Source organism: Helcococcus sp. SA-HE-C1 (assembly GCF_985670335.1).
This window is the reverse complement of the sequence record NZ_OZ484652.1, coordinates 900,016-923,158: the sequence shown is the minus strand read 5'-3', so window position 1 is coordinate 923,158 and position 23,143 is coordinate 900,016. Positions and strand designations below refer to the sequence as shown.

General features: G+C 27.4%; 22 protein-coding genes and 1 pseudogene. 20 read left to right on the top strand and 3 right to left on the bottom strand.

The annotated features are described in order from the left end of the window. The first annotated feature begins 59 nt into the window (after positions 1-59). Genes AC4KN9_RS04880 through AC4KN9_RS04845 form a run of 8 tightly spaced genes read left to right on the top strand, consistent with a single transcriptional unit; the run spans position 60 to position 7,072 of the window. On the top strand, positions 60-302 hold the full coding sequence (locus tag AC4KN9_RS04880; RefSeq protein ID WP_491017511.1) for an RNA-binding S4 domain-containing protein: 243 nt from the start codon (positions 60-62) through the stop codon (positions 300-302). 2 nt (positions 303-304) lie between these two features. Continuing rightward, complete coding sequence (locus AC4KN9_RS04875) at positions 305-649, top strand: FtsB family cell division protein (RefSeq protein WP_491017510.1); 345 nt, start codon at positions 305-307, stop codon at positions 647-649. A 6-nt stretch (positions 650-655) separates the two neighbouring features. Continuing rightward, the gene (tilS, locus tag AC4KN9_RS04870; RefSeq protein ID WP_491017509.1) at positions 656-1,933 is read left to right on the top strand and encodes a tRNA lysidine(34) synthetase TilS; all 1,278 of its coding nucleotides are present in this window, start codon (positions 656-658) and stop codon (positions 1,931-1,933) included. Beyond that, positions 1,933-3,801, top strand: a complete 1,869-nt coding sequence (gene ftsH, locus AC4KN9_RS04865) for an ATP-dependent zinc metalloprotease FtsH (RefSeq protein WP_491017508.1) — start codon at positions 1,933-1,935, stop codon at positions 3,799-3,801. The genes tilS and ftsH overlap by 1 nt, the downstream gene beginning before the upstream one ends. Position 3,802: 1 nt before the next feature. After that, on the top strand, positions 3,803-4,300 hold the full coding sequence (locus AC4KN9_RS04860; RefSeq protein WP_491017507.1) for a DUF5673 domain-containing protein: 498 nt from the start codon (positions 3,803-3,805) through the stop codon (positions 4,298-4,300). A gap of 49 nt (positions 4,301-4,349) precedes the next feature. Next, positions 4,350-4,928, top strand: coding sequence for an ECF transporter S component (locus AC4KN9_RS04855; RefSeq protein ID WP_491017506.1), 579 nt, complete (start codon positions 4,350-4,352; stop codon positions 4,926-4,928). A 1-nt stretch (position 4,929) separates the two neighbouring features. Beyond that, the gene (locus AC4KN9_RS04850; RefSeq protein WP_491017505.1) at positions 4,930-5,730 is read left to right on the top strand and encodes a type III pantothenate kinase; all 801 of its coding nucleotides are present in this window, start codon (positions 4,930-4,932) and stop codon (positions 5,728-5,730) included. Beyond that, on the top strand, positions 5,717-7,072 hold the full coding sequence (locus tag AC4KN9_RS04845; protein WP_491017504.1) for an MATE family efflux transporter: 1,356 nt from the start codon (positions 5,717-5,719) through the stop codon (positions 7,070-7,072). Before AC4KN9_RS04850 ends, AC4KN9_RS04845 begins: the two co-directional genes overlap by 14 nt. A gap of 194 nt (positions 7,073-7,266) precedes the next feature. On the opposite strand, the gene AC4KN9_RS04840 is transcribed toward AC4KN9_RS04845, so the two are convergent. The 3 genes from AC4KN9_RS04840 to AC4KN9_RS04830 are packed head-to-tail and all read right to left on the bottom strand — an operon-like array spanning position 7,267 to position 12,336. Next, positions 7,267-8,595 carry a sensor histidine kinase gene (locus tag AC4KN9_RS04840; protein ID WP_491017503.1) on the bottom strand — a complete coding sequence of 443 codons (1,329 nt, stop codon included), beginning with the start codon at positions 8,593-8,595 and terminating at the stop codon, positions 7,267-7,269. Then, a complete protein-coding gene (locus AC4KN9_RS04835) occupies positions 8,585-9,280 on the bottom strand; it encodes a response regulator transcription factor (protein ID WP_491017502.1) in 696 nt (231 codons plus the stop codon). Before AC4KN9_RS04835 ends, AC4KN9_RS04840 begins: the two co-directional genes overlap by 11 nt. 53 nt (positions 9,281-9,333) lie before the next feature. After that, on the bottom strand, positions 9,334-12,336 hold the full coding sequence (locus AC4KN9_RS04830; protein WP_491017501.1) for a transglycosylase domain-containing protein: 3,003 nt from the start codon (positions 12,334-12,336) through the stop codon (positions 9,334-9,336). 110 nt (positions 12,337-12,446) lie between these two features. Here AC4KN9_RS04830 and hflX point away from each other — a divergent pair, with 110 nt between their 5' ends. From hflX to mraY, 12 genes and pseudogenes are all read left to right on the top strand, one after another. Then, positions 12,447-13,085 (top strand): GTPase HflX, encoded by a 639-nt coding sequence (hflX, locus tag AC4KN9_RS04825; protein WP_491017500.1) that lies wholly within the window; start codon positions 12,447-12,449, stop codon positions 13,083-13,085. Beyond that, positions 12,974-13,708: an HflX GTPase family protein gene (locus tag AC4KN9_RS04820; protein WP_491017946.1), complete on the top strand. Its 735-nt coding sequence runs from the start codon at positions 12,974-12,976 to the stop codon at positions 13,706-13,708. The genes hflX and AC4KN9_RS04820 overlap by 112 nt, the downstream gene beginning before the upstream one ends. Next, positions 13,701-14,348, top strand: coding sequence for a YigZ family protein (locus AC4KN9_RS04815; protein ID WP_491017499.1), 648 nt, complete (start codon positions 13,701-13,703; stop codon positions 14,346-14,348). The genes AC4KN9_RS04820 and AC4KN9_RS04815 overlap by 8 nt, the downstream gene beginning before the upstream one ends. Then, positions 14,341-15,033 carry a TIGR01906 family membrane protein gene (locus tag AC4KN9_RS04810; protein ID WP_491017498.1) on the top strand — a complete coding sequence of 231 codons (693 nt, stop codon included), beginning with the start codon at positions 14,341-14,343 and terminating at the stop codon, positions 15,031-15,033. Before AC4KN9_RS04815 ends, AC4KN9_RS04810 begins: the two co-directional genes overlap by 8 nt. Positions 15,034-15,035: 2 nt before the next feature. Continuing rightward, the gene (gene lgt / locus AC4KN9_RS04805; protein WP_491017497.1) at positions 15,036-15,806 is read left to right on the top strand and encodes a prolipoprotein diacylglyceryl transferase; all 771 of its coding nucleotides are present in this window, start codon (positions 15,036-15,038) and stop codon (positions 15,804-15,806) included. Between the two features lie 143 nt (positions 15,807-15,949). Continuing rightward, entirely contained in the window at positions 15,950-16,831 is an 882-nt protein-coding gene (locus tag AC4KN9_RS04800) for an arginine deiminase-related protein (RefSeq protein ID WP_491017496.1), read from the top strand. A gap of 80 nt (positions 16,832-16,911) precedes the next feature. After that, positions 16,912-17,742: pseudogene (locus AC4KN9_RS04795) on the top strand (Cof-type HAD-IIB family hydrolase). Between the two features lie 302 nt (positions 17,743-18,044). Then, complete coding sequence (mraZ, locus tag AC4KN9_RS04790; RefSeq protein WP_491017495.1) at positions 18,045-18,476, top strand: division/cell wall cluster transcriptional repressor MraZ; 432 nt, start codon at positions 18,045-18,047, stop codon at positions 18,474-18,476. A gap of 48 nt (positions 18,477-18,524) precedes the next feature. Continuing rightward, a complete protein-coding gene (gene rsmH / locus AC4KN9_RS04785; RefSeq protein WP_491017945.1) occupies positions 18,525-19,460 on the top strand; it encodes a 16S rRNA (cytosine(1402)-N(4))-methyltransferase RsmH in 936 nt (311 codons plus the stop codon). An 8-nt stretch (positions 19,461-19,468) separates the two neighbouring features. Further along, positions 19,469-19,936: a hypothetical protein gene (locus AC4KN9_RS04780; protein WP_491017494.1), complete on the top strand. Its 468-nt coding sequence runs from the start codon at positions 19,469-19,471 to the stop codon at positions 19,934-19,936. 112 nt (positions 19,937-20,048) lie between these two features. Continuing rightward, on the top strand, positions 20,049-22,193 hold the full coding sequence (locus tag AC4KN9_RS04775; RefSeq protein ID WP_491017493.1) for a penicillin-binding transpeptidase domain-containing protein: 2,145 nt from the start codon (positions 20,049-20,051) through the stop codon (positions 22,191-22,193). Position 22,194: 1 nt separating this feature from the next. Beyond that, on the top strand, positions 22,195-23,142 hold the full coding sequence (gene mraY / locus AC4KN9_RS04770) for a phospho-N-acetylmuramoyl-pentapeptide-transferase (protein WP_491017492.1): 948 nt from the start codon (positions 22,195-22,197) through the stop codon (positions 23,140-23,142). The last annotated feature ends 1 nt before the right edge of the window (position 23,143 follow it).

The following is a 23,143-nucleotide window of genomic DNA, read 5'->3' as shown; positions in this document are numbered from 1 at the left end:
TTTTATGATATTAAAAATATGATATAATAATTATATTGCAATAATCAGAAAGGGTAAAAATGAGAATAGATAAATTTTTGAAAAATTCGAGAATAATAAAGAGAAGAACAATTGCAAAGTCAGCATGTGATTCGGGAAGAGTTAAAATAAATGAAAAAGAAGCTAAGGCGGGTACTGATGTTCAAATAGGTGATAAGGTTTCTGTTGAGTTTGGTGATAAAGTTATTAAATTTGAAGTATTAAACACTAGAGATAATTCACATAAATCAGGTGCAGAAGAAATGTATAAGATATTGAGTTAAGTATGAAAAAAAGAGAAATAAATAAAAGAAAAAAAGAAAATAGAAGGGTAAATGTTTTACTTCTACTATCGTCGGTGATATTTTTAATTTTTGCATTTCAATACTTTATGCAAAGACGAAAAATAACCGATTTAAAAAATGAGTATACTGAGATGAAAAGAGAAAGAAAAGATTTAGTAGACAAAATAAGTGACTTAAAAAATGAAATTAACAAATCAAACGATTTAGAATATATTGAAAAACAAGCAAGAGAAAAGCTTGGGATGATAAAAAAAGATGAAAAAATTTATTCTAGTCAAAAAAAGAAATCTACAGAATCAGAAAGTGAAAAAGAAACGTCGGAGTAGATATACATGGATGATTTAAATTTAGAGTTAATTAGAAATAAAAATGTATTAGCATCAATTTCTGGTGGTGTAGATTCAATGGCTATGCTTGATATACTCATTAAAAATAAAGAAAAGTATAATTACAGTTTAGAAGTTTTTCACTTCAATCATTTGACTAGAAACGGTAAATCAGATGAAGATTCTAATTTTGTAAAAAAAATATGTTATTCACTTGATTTAACCTGTTATATATATAAAGGATCAATGAAAGAATATTCTAAAAAACATAAAATTTCTGAAGAAGAATCTGGTAGAATACTAAGAAAAAAAGCTGTTTCAGAAATTTTAAGTACAAAAAAAGATTCATGGATATTGGCAACAGCTCATAATCTCGATGATCAAGTAGAAACAATCCTCATGAGAATAATTAGAGGAACTGGAATTGATGGTCTTATTGGTATGCAAATGCTTGAAAATAATATTTTTAGGCCGTTATTAAATTTTACGAAAGATGAAATTTTTAAATATCAAGAAAAAAATAGTATTAAATTTGTTCAAGATGACAGTAATTTTGAAAATGAGTACACAAGAAATTCGATTAGAAATGAATTGATACCACTTATAAAAGAAAGGTATAATCAAAATTTTGATTTAGCACTTATTAAACTTTCACAATTAGCTAGAGAAGATAGAAAATATATTGATGAAAATATAGTGCAATTAAACTCAAATATTATAACAGAATCCGATAAAAATAAATTTGTATACAAGAAATCTAGTTTAAGAAAACTATCTAAATTTGAAATTACTGAAATTTTAAGAAAAAATATTAGCAAAATTAATAATAGTAATTATCAATTTGAGAAAAGTCATTATGAGGAGATCTTAAAAGTACTATATTCAGATAGATCAGTTGATATTATGCTCAACGGTATAATATTTTATAATTCATTTGATAAATTTATTATTAGGAAAAATTTATCAAATGAATTACATAAATCAATCAATTTAAATCAAAAAAAAGAAGAATTACAGATAAATGGTTATAGAATAAAGATAAATACAGATTTGGTTAATGCTAAAAATAATGATATAATTATCCGTAGCCGAAAAAATGGAGATAGACTATCTATAGAAGGTAAAAATATTAAGATCAAAGACTTTTTTATTGACAAAAAAATTGATAAATATGAGAGAGATTTAATGCCTATTATAGAAGTTAACGAACGAATTATTTGTGTTGGTGATATTTACACAGATAAATATTATAATGAAAAAATTTATATTTTAAAGGAGAAATAATGAAAAGACAGAAATCGAATTTTTTATCATTTTTAATACTAGTTATATTAATAATTCTGTTATTTCAGTTTGTAGGAGATTTTTTTCAATCTAACAATGAAATAGCTATTGAAAAGTTAATAAATAATATTGAAAATGATAGAGTCAAAAGTATTACAACAAAAGGTTCAAAAGTAGAGGGAATACTTAAAGATAATACTACTTTTAGATCAGAGTTGCCTCCAGAATTTCAATTTAATTTTTATGATAATTATTTAAAATCAAAGGTTGAATCTGGAAGTATTCAATATAGAGGATTACCTGTAGAAGGTGAGAGCATATTTTTTCAAATTCTACCAACAATTTTAATGATAGGTGGTTTTGCATTGATTTGGTATTTTATTATAGCTAGATCAGGTGGTGCAAATCAGGCTATGAAGTTTGGTAAAAGTAGAGCTAAAATGAATCTTGATAAAAATAATAATATCACATTTCAAGATGTAGCAGGATTAAAAGAAGAAAAAGAGGAAATGGAAGAATTGGTTGATTTTCTTAAAAATCCTAGAAAATATATTGAACAGGGTGCAAGGATACCAAAAGGTGTATTACTTGTAGGTCAACCAGGTACAGGTAAAACTTATATTTCAAAAGCAGTAGCAGGTGAAGCGAAAGTACCATTTTATAGTATAAGTGGGTCGAATTTTGTTGAAATGTTTGTCGGTGTCGGAGCATCAAGAGTTAGAGATATGTTTACTGAAGCCAAAAAAAATGCTCCTTGTATCATATTTATAGATGAAATTGATGCGGTAGGTAGAAAAAGAGGTTCAGGACTAGGTGGTGGACATGATGAAAGAGAGCAAACGCTAAATCAACTTTTAGTAGAGATGGATGGTTTTGATAAAAACGAAGGAATCATTATAATTGCAGCAACAAATAGACCGGATATACTAAATCCTGCATTATTAAGACCGGGTAGATTTGATAGAACTATTCAAATCGGTATGCCTGATGTTAGAGAAAGATTAGAAATTTTAAGAGTGCATACTAAGAAAAAGAAATTATCACCAGAAGTGAATTTAGAAAATGTAGCGAAATCTTCTGCTGGATTTTCACCAGCTGAATTGGAAAACTTAACAAATGAAGCAGCACTCTTAGCTGCTAGAAATAGACAAGACTGGATCACGCCGTCTATATTAGACGAAGCAGCTATAAGAGTTATGGCAGGACCTGAAAAGAAATCTAGGGTAGTTGTTGAAAAAGAAAGAAAACTTACAGCATATCATGAGGCAGGGCATGCAGTTACAGCACAATTCATTGAAGATTATGATCCAGTTCATATGATTACAATAGTTCCTAGAGGAAGTGCAGGTGGATTTACATCATATTTACCTAATGAAGATATTTCGTTTAATACAAAGACAGATATGCAAAATAGACTGATTGTATTATTGGGAGGTAGAGCAGCTGAGGAAATTGTGCTTGGCGATATATCTACAGGTGCATCTAATGACATTGAAAGAGCAACTAAAATTGCAAGAGCGATGATTAAAACTTATGGTATGAGTGATAAACTTGGACCAGTTCAATATAATGACGGTAGTGGAAATGTGTTTTTAGGAGGATTTGACTATTCAAGCGGAGACCATTATTCTGAAAAAATAGCTATTGAAATTGACAACGAAATCACAACACTGATTAAAAATGCTTATGAAAATGCTAAGGAACTTATTATTAATAATAGAGAATTCTTAGAAGAGTTAGCTCAAAGACTATTAGAAGTTGAAACAATAAGGATTGATGAGTATATAAATATCGCTAAAAAATATGATCAAAGTATAATAATTAGAGATAAGGAAGAAGATAATAAATTGAAGGAAGACGAGGTATAAAATGTTATTAACTCAAAATCAAAAACCAGGACCTAGTTCCGGGCTTGTTATATATATAATGTATGGAGGCCTTTCTCTATTTTTTATCTGGAAAATATTTAAGACATATCAAGCTCAAAAAAAATTAGAAGGAAAAATATTTAGATTTAAGAAAAATATTAGTAAAGTTATGATGGGACTTGGATTCCTAATTCTTGTATTTTCAGTATTAAGTATTTTTCAAGGCCAATATGTTACAGGTCTTTTAATGGCTTTACTAATAATAGTTTTGACTGTTGAATACACGACCCCTAATCATTTTGCAGAGAATGGATTTGTAATCGATTCAAAATTCATAGAATGGAATCAAGTAAAAAAATGGGCTTTTCAAGTTGAAAAGGGAGAGCTTGTAGTAGATTACAAAGAAGGGTTTCAAGAAAAGACTTCATATATGAAATTAAAACCACAAGATGTATCTGAAGTTGATGGATTATTTAGAACATATAAATTAAAAAAATAAATTAAAATAAAATATAACTGGTATCTTTATGAACTAGATTGGAGAAGAAATGAAAAATTTGAAAGATTTAACACTTTTAGGAGTTATGACAGCAATAATACTTGTAATGCTAGCAATACCTGGAATAGGATTTATACCAGTAGGGCCGATAAATGCAACAATAGTGCATATTCCTGTTATCATAATTGCAGTTGTAAAAGGTCCAAAGCTTGGAGCTATTTTAGGAGCTATTTTTGGTTTTGCATCTATGGCAAATGCACTACTTAGGCCAACAGTAACATCATTTATTTTTATGAATCCGATTATATCTGTCTTACCGAGAATTTTAATAGGATTGGTAGTTGGATATATATCAAAACATTTTGTTTTGTCTCAAAAAGGAAAAAAGATATATATTATGTTAGCTTCAGGAATTGGGTCATTGGTAAATACGATAGGAGTATTATCATTAATCTACATTATATATGCACAGCAATATATGACAGCAACAGGTAGAGCGGGTAAATCAGCACTAAGATTTTTATTTGGAGTAGCTACCACAAATGGTTTAGTGGAGATGATTCTAAGTATAGTAATTTCAACACCAATTATATTAGCTTTATTAAAATTTGAAAGAAAAAGGATTTAAGATGTTACTTTTAATAGATATTGGAAATACAAATATAGTTTTGGGAGTTTACGAAAATAAAAAAAAGTTAATTTCGTGGAGATTAGAGTCTAGAATCACAAAGACTTCAGATGAATATGGTTCTCAAATTACTTCTCTTTTAAAGACAGAAAATTTTAGCATTAATGATATTGATGATGTGATTATAGCTTCAGTTGTACCTACTTTACAGCAAACATTTAAGAGTATGAGCATAAAATTTTTAGACAAAGAGGCGGTAGTTGTAGGTGAAAATACAAAAACTGGCATGCCGATTAAATATGATAATCCTAGGGAAGTAGGAGCTGATAGAATAGCCAACTCTGTTGCTATGATTGAAAACTATAAACTGCCAGCTATTCTCATAGATATGGGAACGGCAATTACATTTGATGTAGTTTCTAAAAATGGGGAATATTTAGGCGGAGCAATTGCTCCAGGAATGGGAATTTCTTCAGAAGCATTATTTGAAAGGACATCAAAACTTCCGAGAGTTTCATCTGAAATACCAGAGTCAGCTATTGGAAAAACAACAATAAATGCTATAAAATCAGGGGTTGTATATGGTTTTGTGGGATTGGTTGATAATATAACAGAAGAAATAATAAAAGAATTGGGAACAAACACAAATGATTGCAGCATAATTGCTACGGGAGGATATTCAAATATGATTTCTGAAAAATCAAAATATATCCAAAAAGTAGATAAAGATATAACCCTTGAGGGTATGAGGATAATATATGATAGAACACAGAAGAGTAATATAAAAAATGAGAAAAAATAAAAAAATAAACCTATTAGAAGGTGATATTTTAAACAAATTAATACTACTTAGTGCTCCACTGATGGCTACAGCCTTTGTAAATATGGCATACAATATGACAGATACTGCATGGCTTGGACGATTAGGAAAAGGAGCAGTAGCTGCCAGTGGTGCAGCTCATTTTTTTGTATGGATTGCATCATCTATAATATTAATTTCAAGAATTGGAACTAGTGTTGATGTTGCACAAGAATATGGAGCAAATAGAAAAGAAAAAATGAATAATAGTATAAAAAATGGATTTATTCTATTAGTGATATCAATGGTAATATATACTTTGATAGTAAATTTATTTTCTAACTCTATTATAGGATTTTATAATCTTGAACCTCGTATACACGGGTTTGCAATAAGCTATTTAAATATTATGTCACTTGGATTTATAATTATGGGAACAAATATACTATTTTCAAGCATATATTATAGTCTTGGAAATAGTTTTTATCCATTTATAGCCAATGTAATAGGTTTGATGCTAAATATTATTTTAGACCCCCTTTTTATATTTGGTATAGGCCCATTTCAGAGTTTTGGTGTAGCAGGGGCAGCATACGCATCGGTTATATCACAGATAGTCGTATTATTAATATTAACATTTGACATTGTAAGAACTAAAAATGAAATTTATTATGGGATACTAAAAGGAAAATTTGAAATATCAGACATAGTAAATAAATTTAAGATTGGGATACCTGTTGGTATAATGAATATGTTTCATGCAATAATATCAATGATCTTAGTGAAATTTATTTCTGAATTTGGTACTACGCCAATGGCAGCATTATCAGTTGGCTCTCAAATAGAATCATTAACATGGATGACTTCGGAAGGTCTTGGTGGAGGAATAATTTCATTCGTAGGACAAAATTATGGTGCAAAGAAATTTGATAGACTAAATCAAATTATAAAAAAATCTATTACATTCATTGCAATTGTAGGTATATCTAGTACAGCGATAATAATAGGGTTTAGATACCAGTTATTTAATTTATTTGTTCCAAATGATCCTGTTACATTAGAAGCCGGAGCTAAGTATTTATTAATATTAGGATTTTCACAACTATTTATGGCTATTGAAATCGGAGTATCAGGTATATTTAATGGTCTAGGTAAAACCAGAATTCCCTCTACTATTTCAATAATATTTAATGCTTTAAGAGTACCTATTGCATATATTTTAATGCAGTATTATGGATATGTAGGTGTTTATTCTGCTATTTCTATATCATCAATACTAAAAGGGACTATAATTTTATACTTCCTGAAAAGAAATTACAATGAAATTCTTACAGAAAAAATATAAAAAATAAAAGAAAATAGATTCAAAATAAATATGATTCATTTTATTAAAGTTGTGTAAAATTAAACCACACGCTATTCCTATAAGAATTGAAAAATATTGCTAAAAAACCCTCCTTACTGTTTTGTACAGTAAAGAGGGTACTTTTCAAATCAAAATTTATACTGATAGAAAAATCACCAGTGTTATTATTATATTTAATTATTTATTGTAATAATAAACTCACTTCCTTTTTTAGGTGTAGAATTAACAGAAATATTATATCCAAGTAAGTCTATGAAATTTTTTGTTATTGATAGTCCTAGTCCATGACCACTTACTTTTGTGTTTCTTACATTATCAACTCTATAAAATCGATCAAATATTTGACTAATTTCATCAGTATCCATGCCGATACCATTATCGCTAATTCTAATAACATGTCTATTTGAAAATGATTCAATTGAAATTTCTATAAGGCCATTGTATTCTATAGCTTTTATAGCATTTGAAATGATATTTATAAGTATTTGTGTCATTTTGTTTTTGTCTGTTTCAATTATAATATTATCATTATAATGTTTTTCTAGTTTAATATTTTTTTCATTCATAAGAGGTAAAAATGAATTAGAAACATTTGTTACCAAATCTGATAAATTAATTTCTTCTATATTTATGGATACAAGCTCTTCAGTTTTGTTGAAAGAAGTTTCTAAGTTATCTATCATAACATTAATTCTTTTTACTTCAGATAATAATAGATCAATAGTTGTCTTATCAGCCTCAATAATTTCATCGTGGATACCTTCAAGATGAAGTAATAAATTGGTTATAGGTGTTCTAAGTTCATGTGCAATATCTCTTGCATAATCAGATCTATATTGTTCTTGCATATTGAGAGATTTTGCTAAAAAATTAATATCATCAGACAATTCGTCTAATTCGTAAATATTATATTTAACAGGAGTTAAATTATAATTTTTATTTCTAATTTTTTTAGTTTTTTCTTTTATATCAACGATAGAATTATTTAGTGACTTATTTATATAAATTGTAGCCCAATATGCTAAAATAAGAGTTAAGATAAATATAAAAGCATAGTTTCTTATCATATTAGTATAAAACTCTTTTGAGCTTTGATCATATTCAAAAACATCTTCAACGTATGAAATTTTCAGATATCCAATTTCTTTTTCTTCATCATTTACCAGAATATATTTCTCAGAAACTAAATTTATATTATTATTTTTTTCAGCGTTAATACCAATATAATGTCTAAAATATTCTTTATCCCTTTTTAAAAAATAAGTAATATTTATATTTTTATTTTTTGCGTAATTTTCTAAAGAATAGTCGGTTAAAGTATCTTTAGAACGTACTAATTTTTGAATATCTTTAGCTATTTGATTAAATTCTTTTCTTCTTTGATTTATGAGAAAATTATTAAGTGAATTATTAAAAAGTATAGAGGAACTTATTCCTGTTGCTAACAGTAATATTACTAAAACAACGATAAAACTCCTTTTTATTCTTTCACTAAACCTCATTTACGTCACCAGCTTTATATCCAAGACCATAAATGGTCTTGATATAAATAGGGTTTTTAGGATTATCTTCAATCTTTTGTCTGATATTTTTTATATGTGTATCTACAGCTCTATCGAAAGCGTCATAACTATAACCAAACGATATTTCTATTATTTCGTTTCTTGTAAAAGTTTTTGATGGATTTTTATATAGTGTTTGAATAATGAGAAGTTCGTTTTTTGTTAAAGCAACATCTTCATCGTTTTTTAACACTCTATTATTTTTAAGATCAATTTTTAATTTACCATTTTTAGTCACAATCATGTCGTCATTATTAGACGTTTTTACACGTCTTAAGACGGCTTTAACTCTTTCTACTAATTCATTTCCAGAGAATGGTTTTTTAATATAGTCATCAGCACCATTTCTAAGCCCAGAAATAACATCTTTTTCATTCACTTTAGCTGTAACTAAAATAACAGGAACATCAGAATGTTCTTTGATTAAACTTAATACTTGTTCACCACTTAGCTTTGGAATCATTAAATCTAATATTATTAAATCGTAATGATTTTCATAAAATAAATTAACAGCTTCCGAACCATCATGAGCTATAGTACATTCAAATCCAGATTTTTTTAAGTAATTTTGCTCCATTATAGCAATTCCTTTTTCATCTTCTACAATTAAAATATTTTTTTTCATGACACTCCTTTCACAATAATATAAATATACTATAATTATATTTATTTAAATTTTTAATCTTCTAAATCCTCTTCTTTATTAGTTTCTTCTGAATCTTGATTTTCCTGATTTGTTTCATTTTCTGTTTCAGGCCTAATTATTTCTGTAGAAACTGATCCATCAAGATTAGTTGTTTGAATTATAGTTATACCATCAGGACGGCTCTGTTTAACAACCACTACACCATTAGCTTTAGTAGTAGTCTCTATAATAGTGCCATCTTCAAGTGTTTTAGTTGTTGTAACATCTGTCCATGGTAAATCAGAAACTTTAGTTGGAGCATTATACGCCCAATCATCTGGGACTAATCCATTAAATTTTTGTGGATCATATTTAATAGGTCTATTTATAAATACTTTCTGATATACAAAAGAACTTGGTGTGTTTTCTTGAGCGATTAAATTATTTCTTCTATCAACATTAAGTAATACATGAGAATTAGATTTAACTGAAGGAACATAATTTTTTCTAAAGTATTCAGTTATAATTTTGCTTCCTCTTGGATCACGACTTGTATATTCATTTGGTAGTAGACCATCAACAGCACTTACTTCAGCTTGAGTTATATTTTTCGGTTTCTCAAAATTTGCTGATTCTTTTCCTTCAAGTATCTTATTCATATACATACCAAAGAATTTTGCAGCTAAGTTTGATGATCCTGGCATTGTTAATCTTGAATCGTCATAACCAATCCAAGTTGTGGCTGTGTAATATGGGTTATATCCACTAAACCAAAAGTCATTATTTGAGTCAGATGTACCTGTTTTACCGGCAGTGTCTATTCCGTATGAATTTGTAGTGCCTTTATAGTAACTTCCACTTACTAAGTCTTTCAAAACATCAGTCACTAAAAATGTTGTTTCTTTTGAAAATATTTTTATCGGCTTGTCATCCTTAATATATATATCTTTATCTTTAGCAGAAATTTTTGAAATAATAGTAGATTTTATTCTTTCACCATTATTCGCAAGAGTTTGAAAAGCTGAAGCAACCTCTTTAACTGTAAATCCTTTAGACATTGCCCCTATTGATAGTGCTAAATTTTCATCATTTTGTTTTGGATTTTCTGCTTTAGTAATAAAATTATCATTTTCTGGGTTAGTTTCACTAATGATACCGTATTTTTTCAAATATTCTTTAGCGTTTTCTATTCCTACCTCATCATTAAATATTTTAACTGCAGGAGCATTCATTGATTGTCTTAATGCTTCACGTGTAGTTACTATACCTTTATAACCATGATACACATTTTGTGGCCATGGTTTATTATTTAACATTTGTAAAGGTGTATCATCGACTGGAGAAGCTAAGGTTCGACCGGATTCAATAGCAGGTCCATATACTAATAATGGTTTAATAACTGAAGCGGTAGGTCTAGGATAGTTAGTTGCTCTATCAATAGTGTTATCTTTACTATTACCTCTTTTACCAACCATAGCAACAATATCTGCAGTTCTACTATCTATAATGACAGTTGATGATTGTGGTTGTACGGTACCCTCAGTTTGAACGTTGTAATACTTTTTGTTTATTACTAATTTATTATCTTCAATTCTATAAAAATCTTTTACTTTTTTTAGGTATTCGGATTTTATTGTAAATCCATTATTAGTTTTTTCAACACTTTCTTCAGGTAGTTCAACAGAAGAAATATTGTATGTTACAATTTCATCTTTATCATTTATTTTATAGAATGGTGAAACATAAAAACCGTATTTAGTTCTTGTTAATCTAGATGCTTCAATTTTTAAGTCTCCATTATCAGACACATTAAAGTATCCCTTTGGTACGTAAATTTCGTTATTTTTTGTAAGTAAATTATCTTCTTTATAGAATAATGTTTTTCCATTTGCAATAATATTTTTATTTTCATCTAATTGAACTTGTTTTCTAGGATTGCCATTATTTTTCTTAAATAAATTAGTGAAATTTTCGTAGGTTTCCTCTAGTTTCTTTTGAGCATCCCAGTCAATTGTTGTATATATATTTAGACCACCAGTATATAAAAGATTTCTCGCTTCATCTTTATTAAGTTTTTGACTTTCCATAATATGATTTATAGCTTCGGTCTTTATATAATTTGAAATTTGTGATGGGATATCAGCAACTTTTTTAGTTCCAGCTTTAACGGATGCCATCACATCTTCATCCTTAGCTTTGTCATATTCTTCTTGAGTAATAAATCCTTGTTTCAACATATTATTAAGTACAAGATTTTTTCTAGGAATAACTTTATCATTTTTTACTGCGACAAATTTCATTCCAACAGAACTGTATTCACCAGCTGTTTCAGCATTTTCAGGTACTGTGGAAGGTTTATATGCCTTAAAGAGTGAAAATGACGAAGGAGATTGAGCTATAGCAGCGATTGTAGCTGATTCAGCTAAAGTTAAATCTTTTGCTGATTTTGAAAAATAAGTCTGAGCTGCAGCTTCTACTCCATAGGCGTGTTGCCCTAAAAAAACTCTATTTAGATATGCTTCAAGAATTTGATCTTTTGATAAGGTTTTCTCAACTTTTAGAGCAAGGTACATTTCTTTTATTTTTCTATCCCACTTTACTTCGTTTGTTAAATAAACGTTCTTAACTAATTGTTGAGTTATTGTGGAACCACCTTCAACTATATTACTAGATTTCATATTTTGTATAATAGCTCTAATGATACCAATAGGGTCAATACCAATATGTTTATAAAACCTTTCATCTTCAATTGCAACAATAGCATCGAGTAAATGCTTTGGAATATCTTTATGTTTCAATAATTCTCTATATTCATCTAATGCAATTGACTCTATTAATTTTCCATCTTTATCATATATTCTAGAATTTTCATTTAATGATAATAAAATATTATTCGGGTCTATATCAGGAGATTTTTCAGCAACTTTTACCATAGATATTCCCAACATGGCACCTATGATTGTCACTATAATTCCTAATACAAACAAGAATAAAAGCAGTACTTGAAATATTTTTTTTGATACACTTAATAAAGTATTATTTAAATTTCTTTTCAATTTAGTCTCCTTTTAATAGGTTTTGTTATTTTTAATTATAGCATATTGGGTATCTAAATTAAATATTAAGACTAATTGGTTATGTTATAATAAATAAAGGTGTAAAAAATATGTTTAAAGAAAAAATAATTGTAGTACATTTAAATAGAGATAGTAAAATAACTCAAGAAGAATTAGATTCTAAAATTACTGAAATAAAAGAATTGGTTAGAGCATCTAAGTCAGAAGTTGTATCAACAGTGATCCAAAACTCGGAAAAAATAGATGCTAAATTTTATATAGGATCTGGAAAGGCACAAGAAATTTGTGAATTAGCCAAAAGTTTAGAAGCTGATACGATCGTATTTAATAATGAATTGACTGGTTCTCAAATTAGAAATTTAGAAGAGGTTATAAATAAAAAAATTATAGATAGAACAGGCTTAATATTGGATATTTTTGCTACTAGAGCAAGAACTAAAGAAGCTAAATTACAAGTTATGTTAGCTCAGCTAGAATATAGATTACCCCGTCTTGTTGGATTTAGAAATTATCTTTCTAGAGAAGGTGCTGGTATAGGTACAAGAGGACCGGGGGAGCAAAAATTAGAAACTGATAGAAGAGCTGTGCAAAGGGAAATTAATACCATTAAAAATAAATTGGAAAATGTTGCAAGACAAAGAGGTGTAAAAAATTCCAGAGATCCAATTCAAGCATACCTGTTGTATCACTTATTGGATATACTAATGCTGGAAAATCAACAATCTTAAATAAAATAGTAGAAAAATTTTCTGAACATGAAAAAGGGGTATATTCAGATAATTTACTTTTTGCAACTCTAGATACATCAGCTAGAAATATAAAATTACCAAATAATAAAAATATAATTTTAACGGATACAGTAGGATTTATTTCAAATTTACCAACAAAACTAGTTGAATCATTTAAATCTACATTGGATGAAATAGAATATTCGGACCTAATCATAATAGTTGTGGATAGTTCAAACGAATATTATAAAATTCAACTAGATGCTACAAATAGTGTATTAAAAGATATGAATATAGAGGGTAAGAAAATTTTGTATGTGCTTAATAAAATTGATAAAAATAAAAATTTTAGATTTTATGAAGAGGCGGAAAATGAAATATATATTTCTGCATATAATGATGAAGATATAGATAAACTTGTTGAAGAAATACAAAAATTACTTTTTGAAGATTATAATTCCTACAAAGTATTATTGCCATACAATAATTATGACAAGTTTTTTGAATATATAGATATAGAAAAAAAAGATGAAGAAAAATTCAGAGGAGATGGAGTTGAAACTCATATTTATATTAAAGATAAACAAATGGAAAAATTTAGAAAGTATTTTATAAATGAATAGAGAATATAAAACAATATTAGGGCAAAATAAAATCGAGAACGAAATTAAGAAATCTAGATTTATTGCGAATATTAAGAGATGTAATAATGAAGAAGAGTCTGTAAAATTTATTGAAACAATTTCTAAAGAACATAGAACAGCAACACATAATTGCTGGGCTTATATTAATGGTGATACTAAATTAACACAAAGATATAGTGATAATGGAGAACCTCAAGGTACAGCAGGGATACCAATGCTAGAAGTTCTTTTAAAAGAAGACTTAACAGATGTTGCAGTAGTTGTGACAAGATATTTTGGTGGTATAAAACTTGGTGCATCGGGGCTTATACGAGCATATGGCGGTGCAGTAAGTGATGTTTTAAAATTAACAGATATAGTCTGGATGAGAAATCACTATAAAGTAAGTATTTCTTTTGATTATACTTATTTGGGTAAGATAGATAACTATATAAGTGAAAATAATTTTTATATAAAAAAAAGAGATTATTTAGAAAAAATTAAAGATATAATGTATATTAGAATAGAAGAATTTGAGAGATTCAAAACCGACTTATTGGAAATAACGAGTGCAAATATAGAAATTAAAAATCTTGAAACTATTTTACTACAGGTGAAAAATGGAGAAATAATTGAGTGACTTTAAAAATAAATTAAATAATATTTGGATAAACAAATTTTTCAGAAAAATACTTGCCTTTATATTGGCTTTATATTTTGTTTTATATAATATATTAGTTCCAGTAAAAAATATAACAAATGATACGGATTATTATAAAGAATTTTCTCTTAAAAATGATATAAAGAGTTATGCAGGGGTAAGTCAGGAAAAACTAGAAAAAACATATAATAAGCTTATAAAATATATAGATATAGGTGATGAAAATTTGTTGGATGATTTTAACGAAAAAGAAGTTCGACATATGAGAGATGTTCATGGACTTTACAATATTGCAGATTACTTTAGTAATAGTTTTATTATTTTTGTAATTTTAGCATATTTATTTATTTCTAAATCAACAAAAATTAAAAGTGAAAACATAAAATATTTTACATTTTCATGGTTTAGTATACTAACTATTTTTACAATAATTGCAATATTAGCATCAATAAATTTTGATGTAGCTTTTGTTAAGTTTCATGAAATATTTTTTAATAATGATTTATGGTTATTAAATCCAAATACAGATTTAATGATTAGAATGTTGCCGCAAGAATACTTTATGAGTCTAGCTATTGAAATAGCTAAAAGTTCGGGAATGATACTAGTAATAAATTCAGTTATTATTGGTGCATATTATTTTATAAAAAAAGATAGGAGTTAAATATGTTTGAATATAATGGAAGTAGAATAGCATTTTCATTTTTAGGTATAGAAGTGTATTGGTATGGAATATTAATAGTAGCAGGGATGCTTTTAGCTACAATTTTATCAGCAAGAGAATTAAAAAGAAGAGGTGGAGATGAAGATATAATCTACGACTTAGCATTATGGATATTGCCAGCAGCAATAATTGGAGCTAGAATATATTATGTAATTTTTGAATTCGATAAATTTAATAATATAATTGATATGATAAATATTAGGGATGGAGGTCTTGCTATATATGGAGGTGTAATAGCTGGTGTGATAGTAGGTTATATACTAGCAAAAAAGAAAAATTTAAGTTTTTTCAAGATATCAGATATAATTGCAATATTTATACCGCTAGCACAGTCAATAGGAAGATGGGGGAATTTTTTAAATAATGAAGCACATGGAGGACCGACAGATTTACCATGGGCATTAATTATTGATGGAAAAAAATATCATCCAACTTTCTTTTACGAATCTTTGGGTAATTTTATAATATTTGCAATACTATATTTTTATGTTAGAAATAAAAATACAAAGCCGGGAACTGAAACATCGATTTATTTAATAGGATACGGCGTTTTAAGATTCTTCGTAGAGGGATTGAGAACTGATAGTTTATGGTGGGGACCAATTAGAGTATCTCAACTTGTATCTATTATCTTTATAGTGATTGGATTAGTGATATTATATATAAATAGAGAAAAAAACAGGGACAAATTTATTACAGTAAAGACAAATTAAAATATCTAAAAAGTAGGAGATAACTCCTGCTTTTTAGATTAAAAATATTTATTGCAATAATGTAATTATAAATATATAATGTATCAGATAATAAAAATATACTTATTAAAGAATATAAACACATAATTATTAGGGAGAAAAATATGCAATCTACAAGCGAAGTTCTAATGATAGAACCAATTAGATTTAACTATAATAAACAGACTTCAATAGATAATTTATATCAAAATGAAACCGAATTAAATGATGAAACCATTCAATTGTTAGCGCTTAATGAATTTAATAATTTTGTGAAAATACTATTAGAAAAAGGTGTAAAAGTAAATGTATTAAAAGATACACTAACACCATATACACCAGATAGTATTTTTCCTAATAATTGGTTTTCTACACATAATGGAGATTTAGTGATTTATTCAATGTTTACTAAAAATAGAAGAAATGAGATAGATAAATTTAAAGACGAATTATTAGAAATATATAATCCTTCGAATATTATTGATTTATCAAAACAAGATGTTGTATTAGAAGGTACGGGAGCAATTGTTTTTGATAGGAAAAATAAAAAATCATATTGTTCATTATCTAAAAGAGCTGATAAAAAATTATTTGAGGATATATCTTTGAAATTAGGATATACCCCATTTTCTTTTATTTCTAAACAAATGGGCAAAGAAATATACCATACTAATGTGATGATGAGTGTAACATCGGATTTTGCATTTGTTGCTAAAGACCTGATTGAAGAAGAATATAATGATGATATTATATCCGAACTTTTAAAAACACATGAAGTAATAGAGTTAAATGGAGAGCAAATATTAAATTTTTCTGGTAATATACTTGAGCTTCAAGGAGAACAAGGAAAATTTATAATAATGTCAAGAACAGCTTTTAGTGCATTAACAAAAGAACAAATAAAAAAAATTGAAGTAAAACTTCCAATCACCATAGTAGAAATAGGTATAATTGAACAATTGGGCGGTGGTTCAGCAAGATGTATGATAGCAGAGATATTCAGATAGAGATTTCATACTAATGCGTTTTATTTATTTTTCAAAAGAAAAAAAAATAAATTATTACAAAAGTAAATAAGGAGATTGTGATGGACATAAAGACAATAGTTTTAGATATAGATGGAACACTATTAGATAGTAATTTTAATATTATGCCTAAAACAAAAAAGGCCTTACTAGAATTGCAAAAAAAAGGTGTTAGATTAATTTTAGCCTCAGGAAGACCTATAAAGTCTATGTTAAATCTAGCAAAAGAATTAAAAATTGATCAATATTCTGGAATTATTGTTTCAAATAATGGTTCGATAGGTTATGATATTAAAAATAATAAGTATATATATGATACACCCATAGATAAAACTTTGGTACAGGAAATATTAAAATCTTTTGAAGATAAACCAATTTAACCTATGCTAGAATATGGCAAATATTTTTTAGTAAAAAATGTGTATGGTGGAAATATAACATTGAATGGAGAAGCTCATAATATAATGGAAAGAGAAGCTAGGGTAGGCGGATTTTTATTAAAAGAAGTTGAATTTATTGAAAATTATGCCAATGATCATATAAATAAAATATTAACCATAGTTGAACCTGAAATTATAAAAGAAACTATAAATGAATATAAGGATAAATTTGGAGATAAAATACATGTTGTGCAAACGGCTCCATTTTTCATGGAATTTATAAGACCTGAATCGAATAAAGCTTATGCTTTGAAAAAATTAAATCTTGATCCTGAAACTATGATGTCCTTTGGTGATTCTATGAATGATAAAGAATTAGTAGAGTTTTCTAAGTATGGTGTTGCTATGGGAAATGCACAAGAAGAGGTAAAAGAGGTAGCTAATTATGTAACTAAAGATAATGACAGTGAAGGAATTTACGCAGCTTTATTACATTTTGGATTTATACAATAATTATATGGTCAAAAAAATACGTATATACATTTTTTAATATCATTAAAATATAAATATAAAAATAATGTAATAATATCAATGTAATTATTTAATTAAATAGCTACTTTACATATTATATTCACATTAATTTTACGACTTTTTATTATAAAAACTCGTACTTAATAAAAAAAACAAAAAAATTGCTGATTAATTTTTTAATCAGCAATTTTTTTATTTAAAAGTCTTGCAATTTAGATAATAATTATATAAAATATAATCAAGTGGATAGATAGTGGTAGCTTAGTGGAAGAAAGTGGTGTAATATGTTTATTGGCGAATATACACATTCAATTGATAATAAAGGAAGAGTCATCATGCCATCAAAATTTAGAGATGGTTTAGGTAATAGTTTTTACGTAACCAAGGGAATGGAAGGTTGCGTATTTGTGTATGATCAAAATGAATGGAAAAGATTGGAAGAAAAGACAAAGCTGCTTAAACTAACATCAAAAAAAGCTAGACAATTTGAAAGACTATTTTATGCACCTGCTAGAGAACTAGAATTTGATAAACAAGGAAGATTTGTAATTCCACAAAATTTAAGAGAATATGCCAATATTAGTTCTGAAGCACAAATCATAGGTGTTTCATCAAGAATTGAAATTTGGGACAAAGAAAAATACGAAGAGTATATAAACGACTCTACAAATTCATATGAAGATATAGTAGAAGATTTTGAAGAATTAGATATTTAGATATTATATTTAAAAACAAATAAAATAAATGAGAAAGAGATGAAAGTTATGCAATTTAATCATGAGCCTGTATTGTCAAAAGAAACAATAGAAGCGTTAAATATTAAAGAAAATGGAATATATGTAGATTGCACAGTTGGAGGAGCTGGCCACTCAATAGAAATTCTTAAAAATATGGGGCCAAATGGTAGGCTTGTAGCCATAGACCAAGACCAAGATGCACTGATTCATGCAACAGAGGTTCTAAAAGAATATAGAAATAGAGTATTTTTTATAAAATGTAATTATGCATATTTAGGTAAGATTTTAGATGAATTAGGAATTGATCTAGTAGACGGAGTTTTAATGGATATTGGAGTTTCCTCATATCAGTTAGATGAGGGAAAGAGAGGATTTTCGTATCATCAAAACGCTGAATTAGATATGAGGATGAATCAAGATTCTGATTTTACAGCAAAAGACATAATCAATACTTATTCAAAAGAAGATTTAGAAAACATTTTTTGGAACTATGGAGAAGAAAAATGGGGAATGAGAATAGCTGAATTCATTGTAAATGCTAGAAAAGAAAAAGAAATAGTTACTACCTATGATTTGGTAGAAATTATAAAAAAAGCAATTCCTAAAAAAGTGAGAATGGAAGGAAAGCATCCAGCAAAAAAAATTTTTCAAGCATTAAGAATTGAAGTGAATAAAGAACTGGATGTACTTGAAACAGGGATACATTCTGCGGTAGATAGGTTAAAAAAAGGTGGAAGATTAGCAATTATAACTTTTCACTCTTTAGAAGATAGAATTGTAAAGTCTAACTTTAAGGATTTATCAAAGGGGTGTTCATGTCCACCTGAATTACCTATTTGTGTGTGCAATAAAAAAGAACAAGTAAAAGTCATAAATAAAAAACCGATAGTAGCAAGCGAAGAAGAAATTAAATCTAATAATAGATCAAGATCTGCTAAATTAAGAGTTTGTGAAAAGTTATAGGAGTAAAAATGGAAAATATTAAATCCCTTAATATGGAAAGACAATACGATAACTTACACAAAAAAGAAAAAATTATTAGTTCTGAAAGAATTGCAAAAAGAAAAAAATATTTAACAATTAAGAAAAAAATTATCGTCATAAATATTTGTGCAACAATAATTTTAATAATGATGTTTATCGTAGGTTACGCAGAAATGGTAGGCATAAATAGTAATAAAAATGTTATTACTGCTGAAAATAAAGATTATAAAATAGAAATTAATAATCTTGAAAATATAGCTAAACCATATAGATCAGCTGAAAGGATTAGAAGTCTTGCCACTTCAAAGCTGGGGATGGCATTTCCGAAAGATGAACAAATTGTAAAACTTGAAAATAAAGGTACCAGTGTGGAAATACGTGATTCTAAAGCTGAATCTACAACACAAAATCCTAAAACAAATATATTTTCAATATTTTCAAATATATTTAGATAATGAGGAATAAAATGAGAAAAAAAAGAGAAAGCTAAAAACTAATGAAAAAATACGTATTTTCACATTGTTTTTAGCTTTATTTCTTTTTATATTTATATTTAGACTTTTTAATTTGCAAATATTAGATGCATATGATTATAAACATAAAGGAAAAAACACATCAAAAGTAGGAGAGATTATAAAGCCTGAAAGGGGAAATATCTTTGACAGAAAGGGAAACCCACTAGCTATTTCGCAAGAAATCGAAAATTTATACATTATGCCCGTGACATCTGTAGAGAAAAGTGAACTGGCAGAAAATATAAAAAAGTCTGATAAAGAATTTAGTAAATTGAACGAGGCAGAAAAAGAAGAAGTTTCAAAGTTGGCATCCTTACCAACTTATAAAAGAGAAGATATATCAAAGATCGCTAAAATACTTGAAATAGATGAATCGCATATATATAAGTATATTAATAAAGAAATAGAAGGACAAATATATAAAAATATTTCTAAAAGTCAAAAATCACGATTGGAACTATTAAATATAAGCTATTTAAGATATATAAAATCTAATGAAAGATTTTATCCAAACAATGATCTTCTTTCTAATACAATCGGATTTATTGACAATAATGGAAAAACTAAATATGGATTAGAAAATTATTATGATAATGTGCTGTCTGGGAAAAATGGTTATAGGGAATTTTATAAAACAATACAAGGAACAGAAATTCCATATTTAGATAAGAGTAAAATTGATCCAGAAAAATCAAGAGACATTTCCACGACCATTGATTTAGATATACAAAAAATACTTACAAAAACACTAAAAGATGCATTTACTAAGTATTTACCCATGAATATAAAAGCCATAGTTATGAATCCAAATAATGGAGAAATCCTTGCCATGGAATCTCTTCCAGGATTCGATTTAAATAATCCTAGAAAATTAGAATCGGAAATAGATCAAATTTTCTTAAACAATTTAAAGCCTGAAGAGATTGGGAAATATTTACAATCAAGATGGAATAACAAGACAGTTTCAGATCAATTTGATCCGGGCTCAGTCCATAAAACAGTTACTTCGGCAATAGCATTAGAATCACATCCAGAACTAGAAAATAAAATTTATGAGGATAAGGGATATCTTGATATCGCTAGAGGTGTTAGAATATACAACTATAAAAAATCTCCTTTTGGAGAAATGGATATGAAAAAGGCACTTGTAATGTCTTCAAACCCTGTTTTTGTAGAAATAGCAAAAGATATAGGTGTTAAAGATTATATTGATTTTGGAAAAAAATTTAGGTATGGCAAAAAAACTGGAATTGATCTACCAAATGAAGTTAGTGGATTTTTCCCTCAAAAATATGATATTAAAAATGTTGATTTTGCAACATTAAGTTACGGTCACTATTTAAATGTAAATTCATTTCAAATAATATCTGCTGTAAACTCTATTGTAAATGGAGGTTATTATTATAAACCACATTTATTAAAAGAAGTAAAATCAAAATCAGGTGAAACCATTCTAAAAAATAATAGTAATTTTTTAGGGAGAACAATTTCTAAAAAAACGTCAGAAATTATGAGAGAACATATGAGGGCAACCGGTGAAGATTATAATCTATATAAAGACTTAGGAATTAATGTAGCAGCCAAAACAGGTACTTCTGTTAAATATAAAAAAGAAACTATATTTGATATAAAGAGTGATGAAGAAAATGATGAAGCTGTAGCTACATCTATATACGTAGCTTTTCCTGCTGAAAATCCTAAGTATTCTATATATATAAATTTTGACGAGCCTCAAATAAGTAAGCGTTCATCTGGGGCGCCAACACAAACTGTTAAAAAAATAATAAAAGAAATTTTAGATTTAGAGTCTCAAAATTCTCCAATTATAAATGATAAAAATATAAATGTACCTAATATCGAAGGTAAAAGTGTAGAAGAAGCGATGAAAATATTAGAAGATATAGGATTATCATTGAAATCAAATAGAAAAGTTGGAAAATATAATATTATTAACGAGCAATATCCAAAAGTAAATAATTTGATTGAAAAGGGTCAATCGATTAATATTGATATATCAGAAAACATTAAAATGCCTAACCTTATTGATATTGATATAGATCAAGCTAAAGAAATTTTAAAACAAAATAATATTAAATTTAAGATAGAAGGAAATGGTAAAAAAATAAAAAAACAGTCGATTGAACAAGGTCAAATATTCAATAATAGTAAAGAAGTAATTTTATACACGGGGGAATAAAATGCAAGCACAAATAGTAATATTATCAATATTGTTTACTATTATATTATTGATAATACAGATACCTGTAATTAAAAATCTAAATTTTGGGCAACCAATCAGGAAGGAAGGTAATCAAGGGCATTTATCAAAAAGTGGTACACCAACAATGGGAGGGATAGCATTCATTATATCTTTTTTAATAATCAGTATACTTTTTGTTAAAATAGATTCAAATTTTATATTTATAATACTATCCACTTTAGCATTTGGAATAATCGGCTTTATAGATGACTTTGAAAAAGTAACTAAAAATAGTAGTCTTGGATTAAGTGAAAGACAGAAATTATTAATTCAAATAATCACTTCATTTGTATTGTTGCTAGTATTTTATTTTATATTACCAATACCAATGGGAAATTTAGAGATACCCTTTTTTAATTCGAGTTTGAATTTAGGAATATTATCAATTCCAATTTTAGTTTTTATTATGGTTGGTTCAGTTAATGCTGTAAACTTTACGGATGGTATAGATGGGTTACTCTCGTCTGTATCAATACCAATATTAATAGGTATATTTATAATGACAAGTATTGAAAAATCATCAATAGCAGGATTGGCATTATCATTAATAGGAGCATTAATAGGATTCTTAGTTTTTAATACTTATCCAGCTTCTATTTTCATGGGCGATACTGGTTCTATGGCTATAGGGGGAGCGATAGTTTCAATGTTGATTGCAATCAATAAGCCTATATATTTAGTTATAATCGGTGGAATATTCTTCATTGAAGCACTTTCTGTTATTATTCAAAGAATTTATTTTAAGAAAACAAATGGGAAAAGATTTTTCAAGATGACCCCTATACATCATCATTTTGAATTAGAGGGATACAAAGAAACTAAGATAGTTGCAACATTTACAACTATAAGTGTACTGTTGACGTTGTTGACTTTGGTAATAATTTAGG

Excerpts from the sequence above, each read along its gene's own strand:
- mraZ (WP_491017495.1), top strand. The coding sequence starts at position 18,045 with ATGTTTATTGGCGAATATACACATTCAATTGATAATAAAGGAAGAGTC.
- rsmH (WP_491017945.1), top strand. The coding sequence starts at position 18,525 with ATGCAATTTAATCATGAGCCTGTATTGTCAAAAGAAACAATAGAAGCG.
- AC4KN9_RS04845 (WP_491017504.1), top strand. The coding sequence starts at position 5,717 with ATGAGAAAAAATAAAAAAATAAACCTATTAGAAGGTGATATTTTAAAC.
- AC4KN9_RS04835 (WP_491017502.1), bottom strand. The coding sequence starts at position 9,280 with ATGAAAAAAAATATTTTAATTGTAGAAGATGAAAAAGGAATTGCTATA.
- AC4KN9_RS04875 (WP_491017510.1), top strand. The coding sequence starts at position 305 with ATGAAAAAAAGAGAAATAAATAAAAGAAAAAAAGAAAATAGAAGGGTA.
- AC4KN9_RS04880 (WP_491017511.1), top strand. The coding sequence starts at position 60 with ATGAGAATAGATAAATTTTTGAAAAATTCGAGAATAATAAAGAGAAGA.
- mraY (WP_491017492.1), top strand. The coding sequence starts at position 22,195 with ATGCAAGCACAAATAGTAATATTATCAATATTGTTTACTATTATATTA.
- tilS (WP_491017509.1), top strand. The coding sequence starts at position 656 with ATGGATGATTTAAATTTAGAGTTAATTAGAAATAAAAATGTATTAGCA.
- lgt (WP_491017497.1), top strand. The coding sequence starts at position 15,036 with ATGTTTGAATATAATGGAAGTAGAATAGCATTTTCATTTTTAGGTATA.
- AC4KN9_RS04855 (WP_491017506.1), top strand. The coding sequence starts at position 4,350 with ATGAAAAATTTGAAAGATTTAACACTTTTAGGAGTTATGACAGCAATA.
- AC4KN9_RS04780 (WP_491017494.1), top strand. The coding sequence starts at position 19,469 with ATGGAAAATATTAAATCCCTTAATATGGAAAGACAATACGATAACTTA.
- ftsH (WP_491017508.1), top strand. The coding sequence starts at position 1,933 with ATGAAAAGACAGAAATCGAATTTTTTATCATTTTTAATACTAGTTATA.
- AC4KN9_RS04850 (WP_491017505.1), top strand. The coding sequence starts at position 4,930 with ATGTTACTTTTAATAGATATTGGAAATACAAATATAGTTTTGGGAGTT.
- AC4KN9_RS04800 (WP_491017496.1), top strand. The coding sequence starts at position 15,950 with ATGCAATCTACAAGCGAAGTTCTAATGATAGAACCAATTAGATTTAAC.
- AC4KN9_RS04860 (WP_491017507.1), top strand. The coding sequence starts at position 3,803 with ATGTTATTAACTCAAAATCAAAAACCAGGACCTAGTTCCGGGCTTGTT.
- AC4KN9_RS04840 (WP_491017503.1), bottom strand. The coding sequence starts at position 8,595 with ATGAGGTTTAGTGAAAGAATAAAAAGGAGTTTTATCGTTGTTTTAGTA.
- AC4KN9_RS04815 (WP_491017499.1), top strand. The coding sequence starts at position 13,701 with ATGAATAGAGAATATAAAACAATATTAGGGCAAAATAAAATCGAGAAC.
- hflX (WP_491017500.1), top strand. The coding sequence starts at position 12,447 with ATGTTTAAAGAAAAAATAATTGTAGTACATTTAAATAGAGATAGTAAA.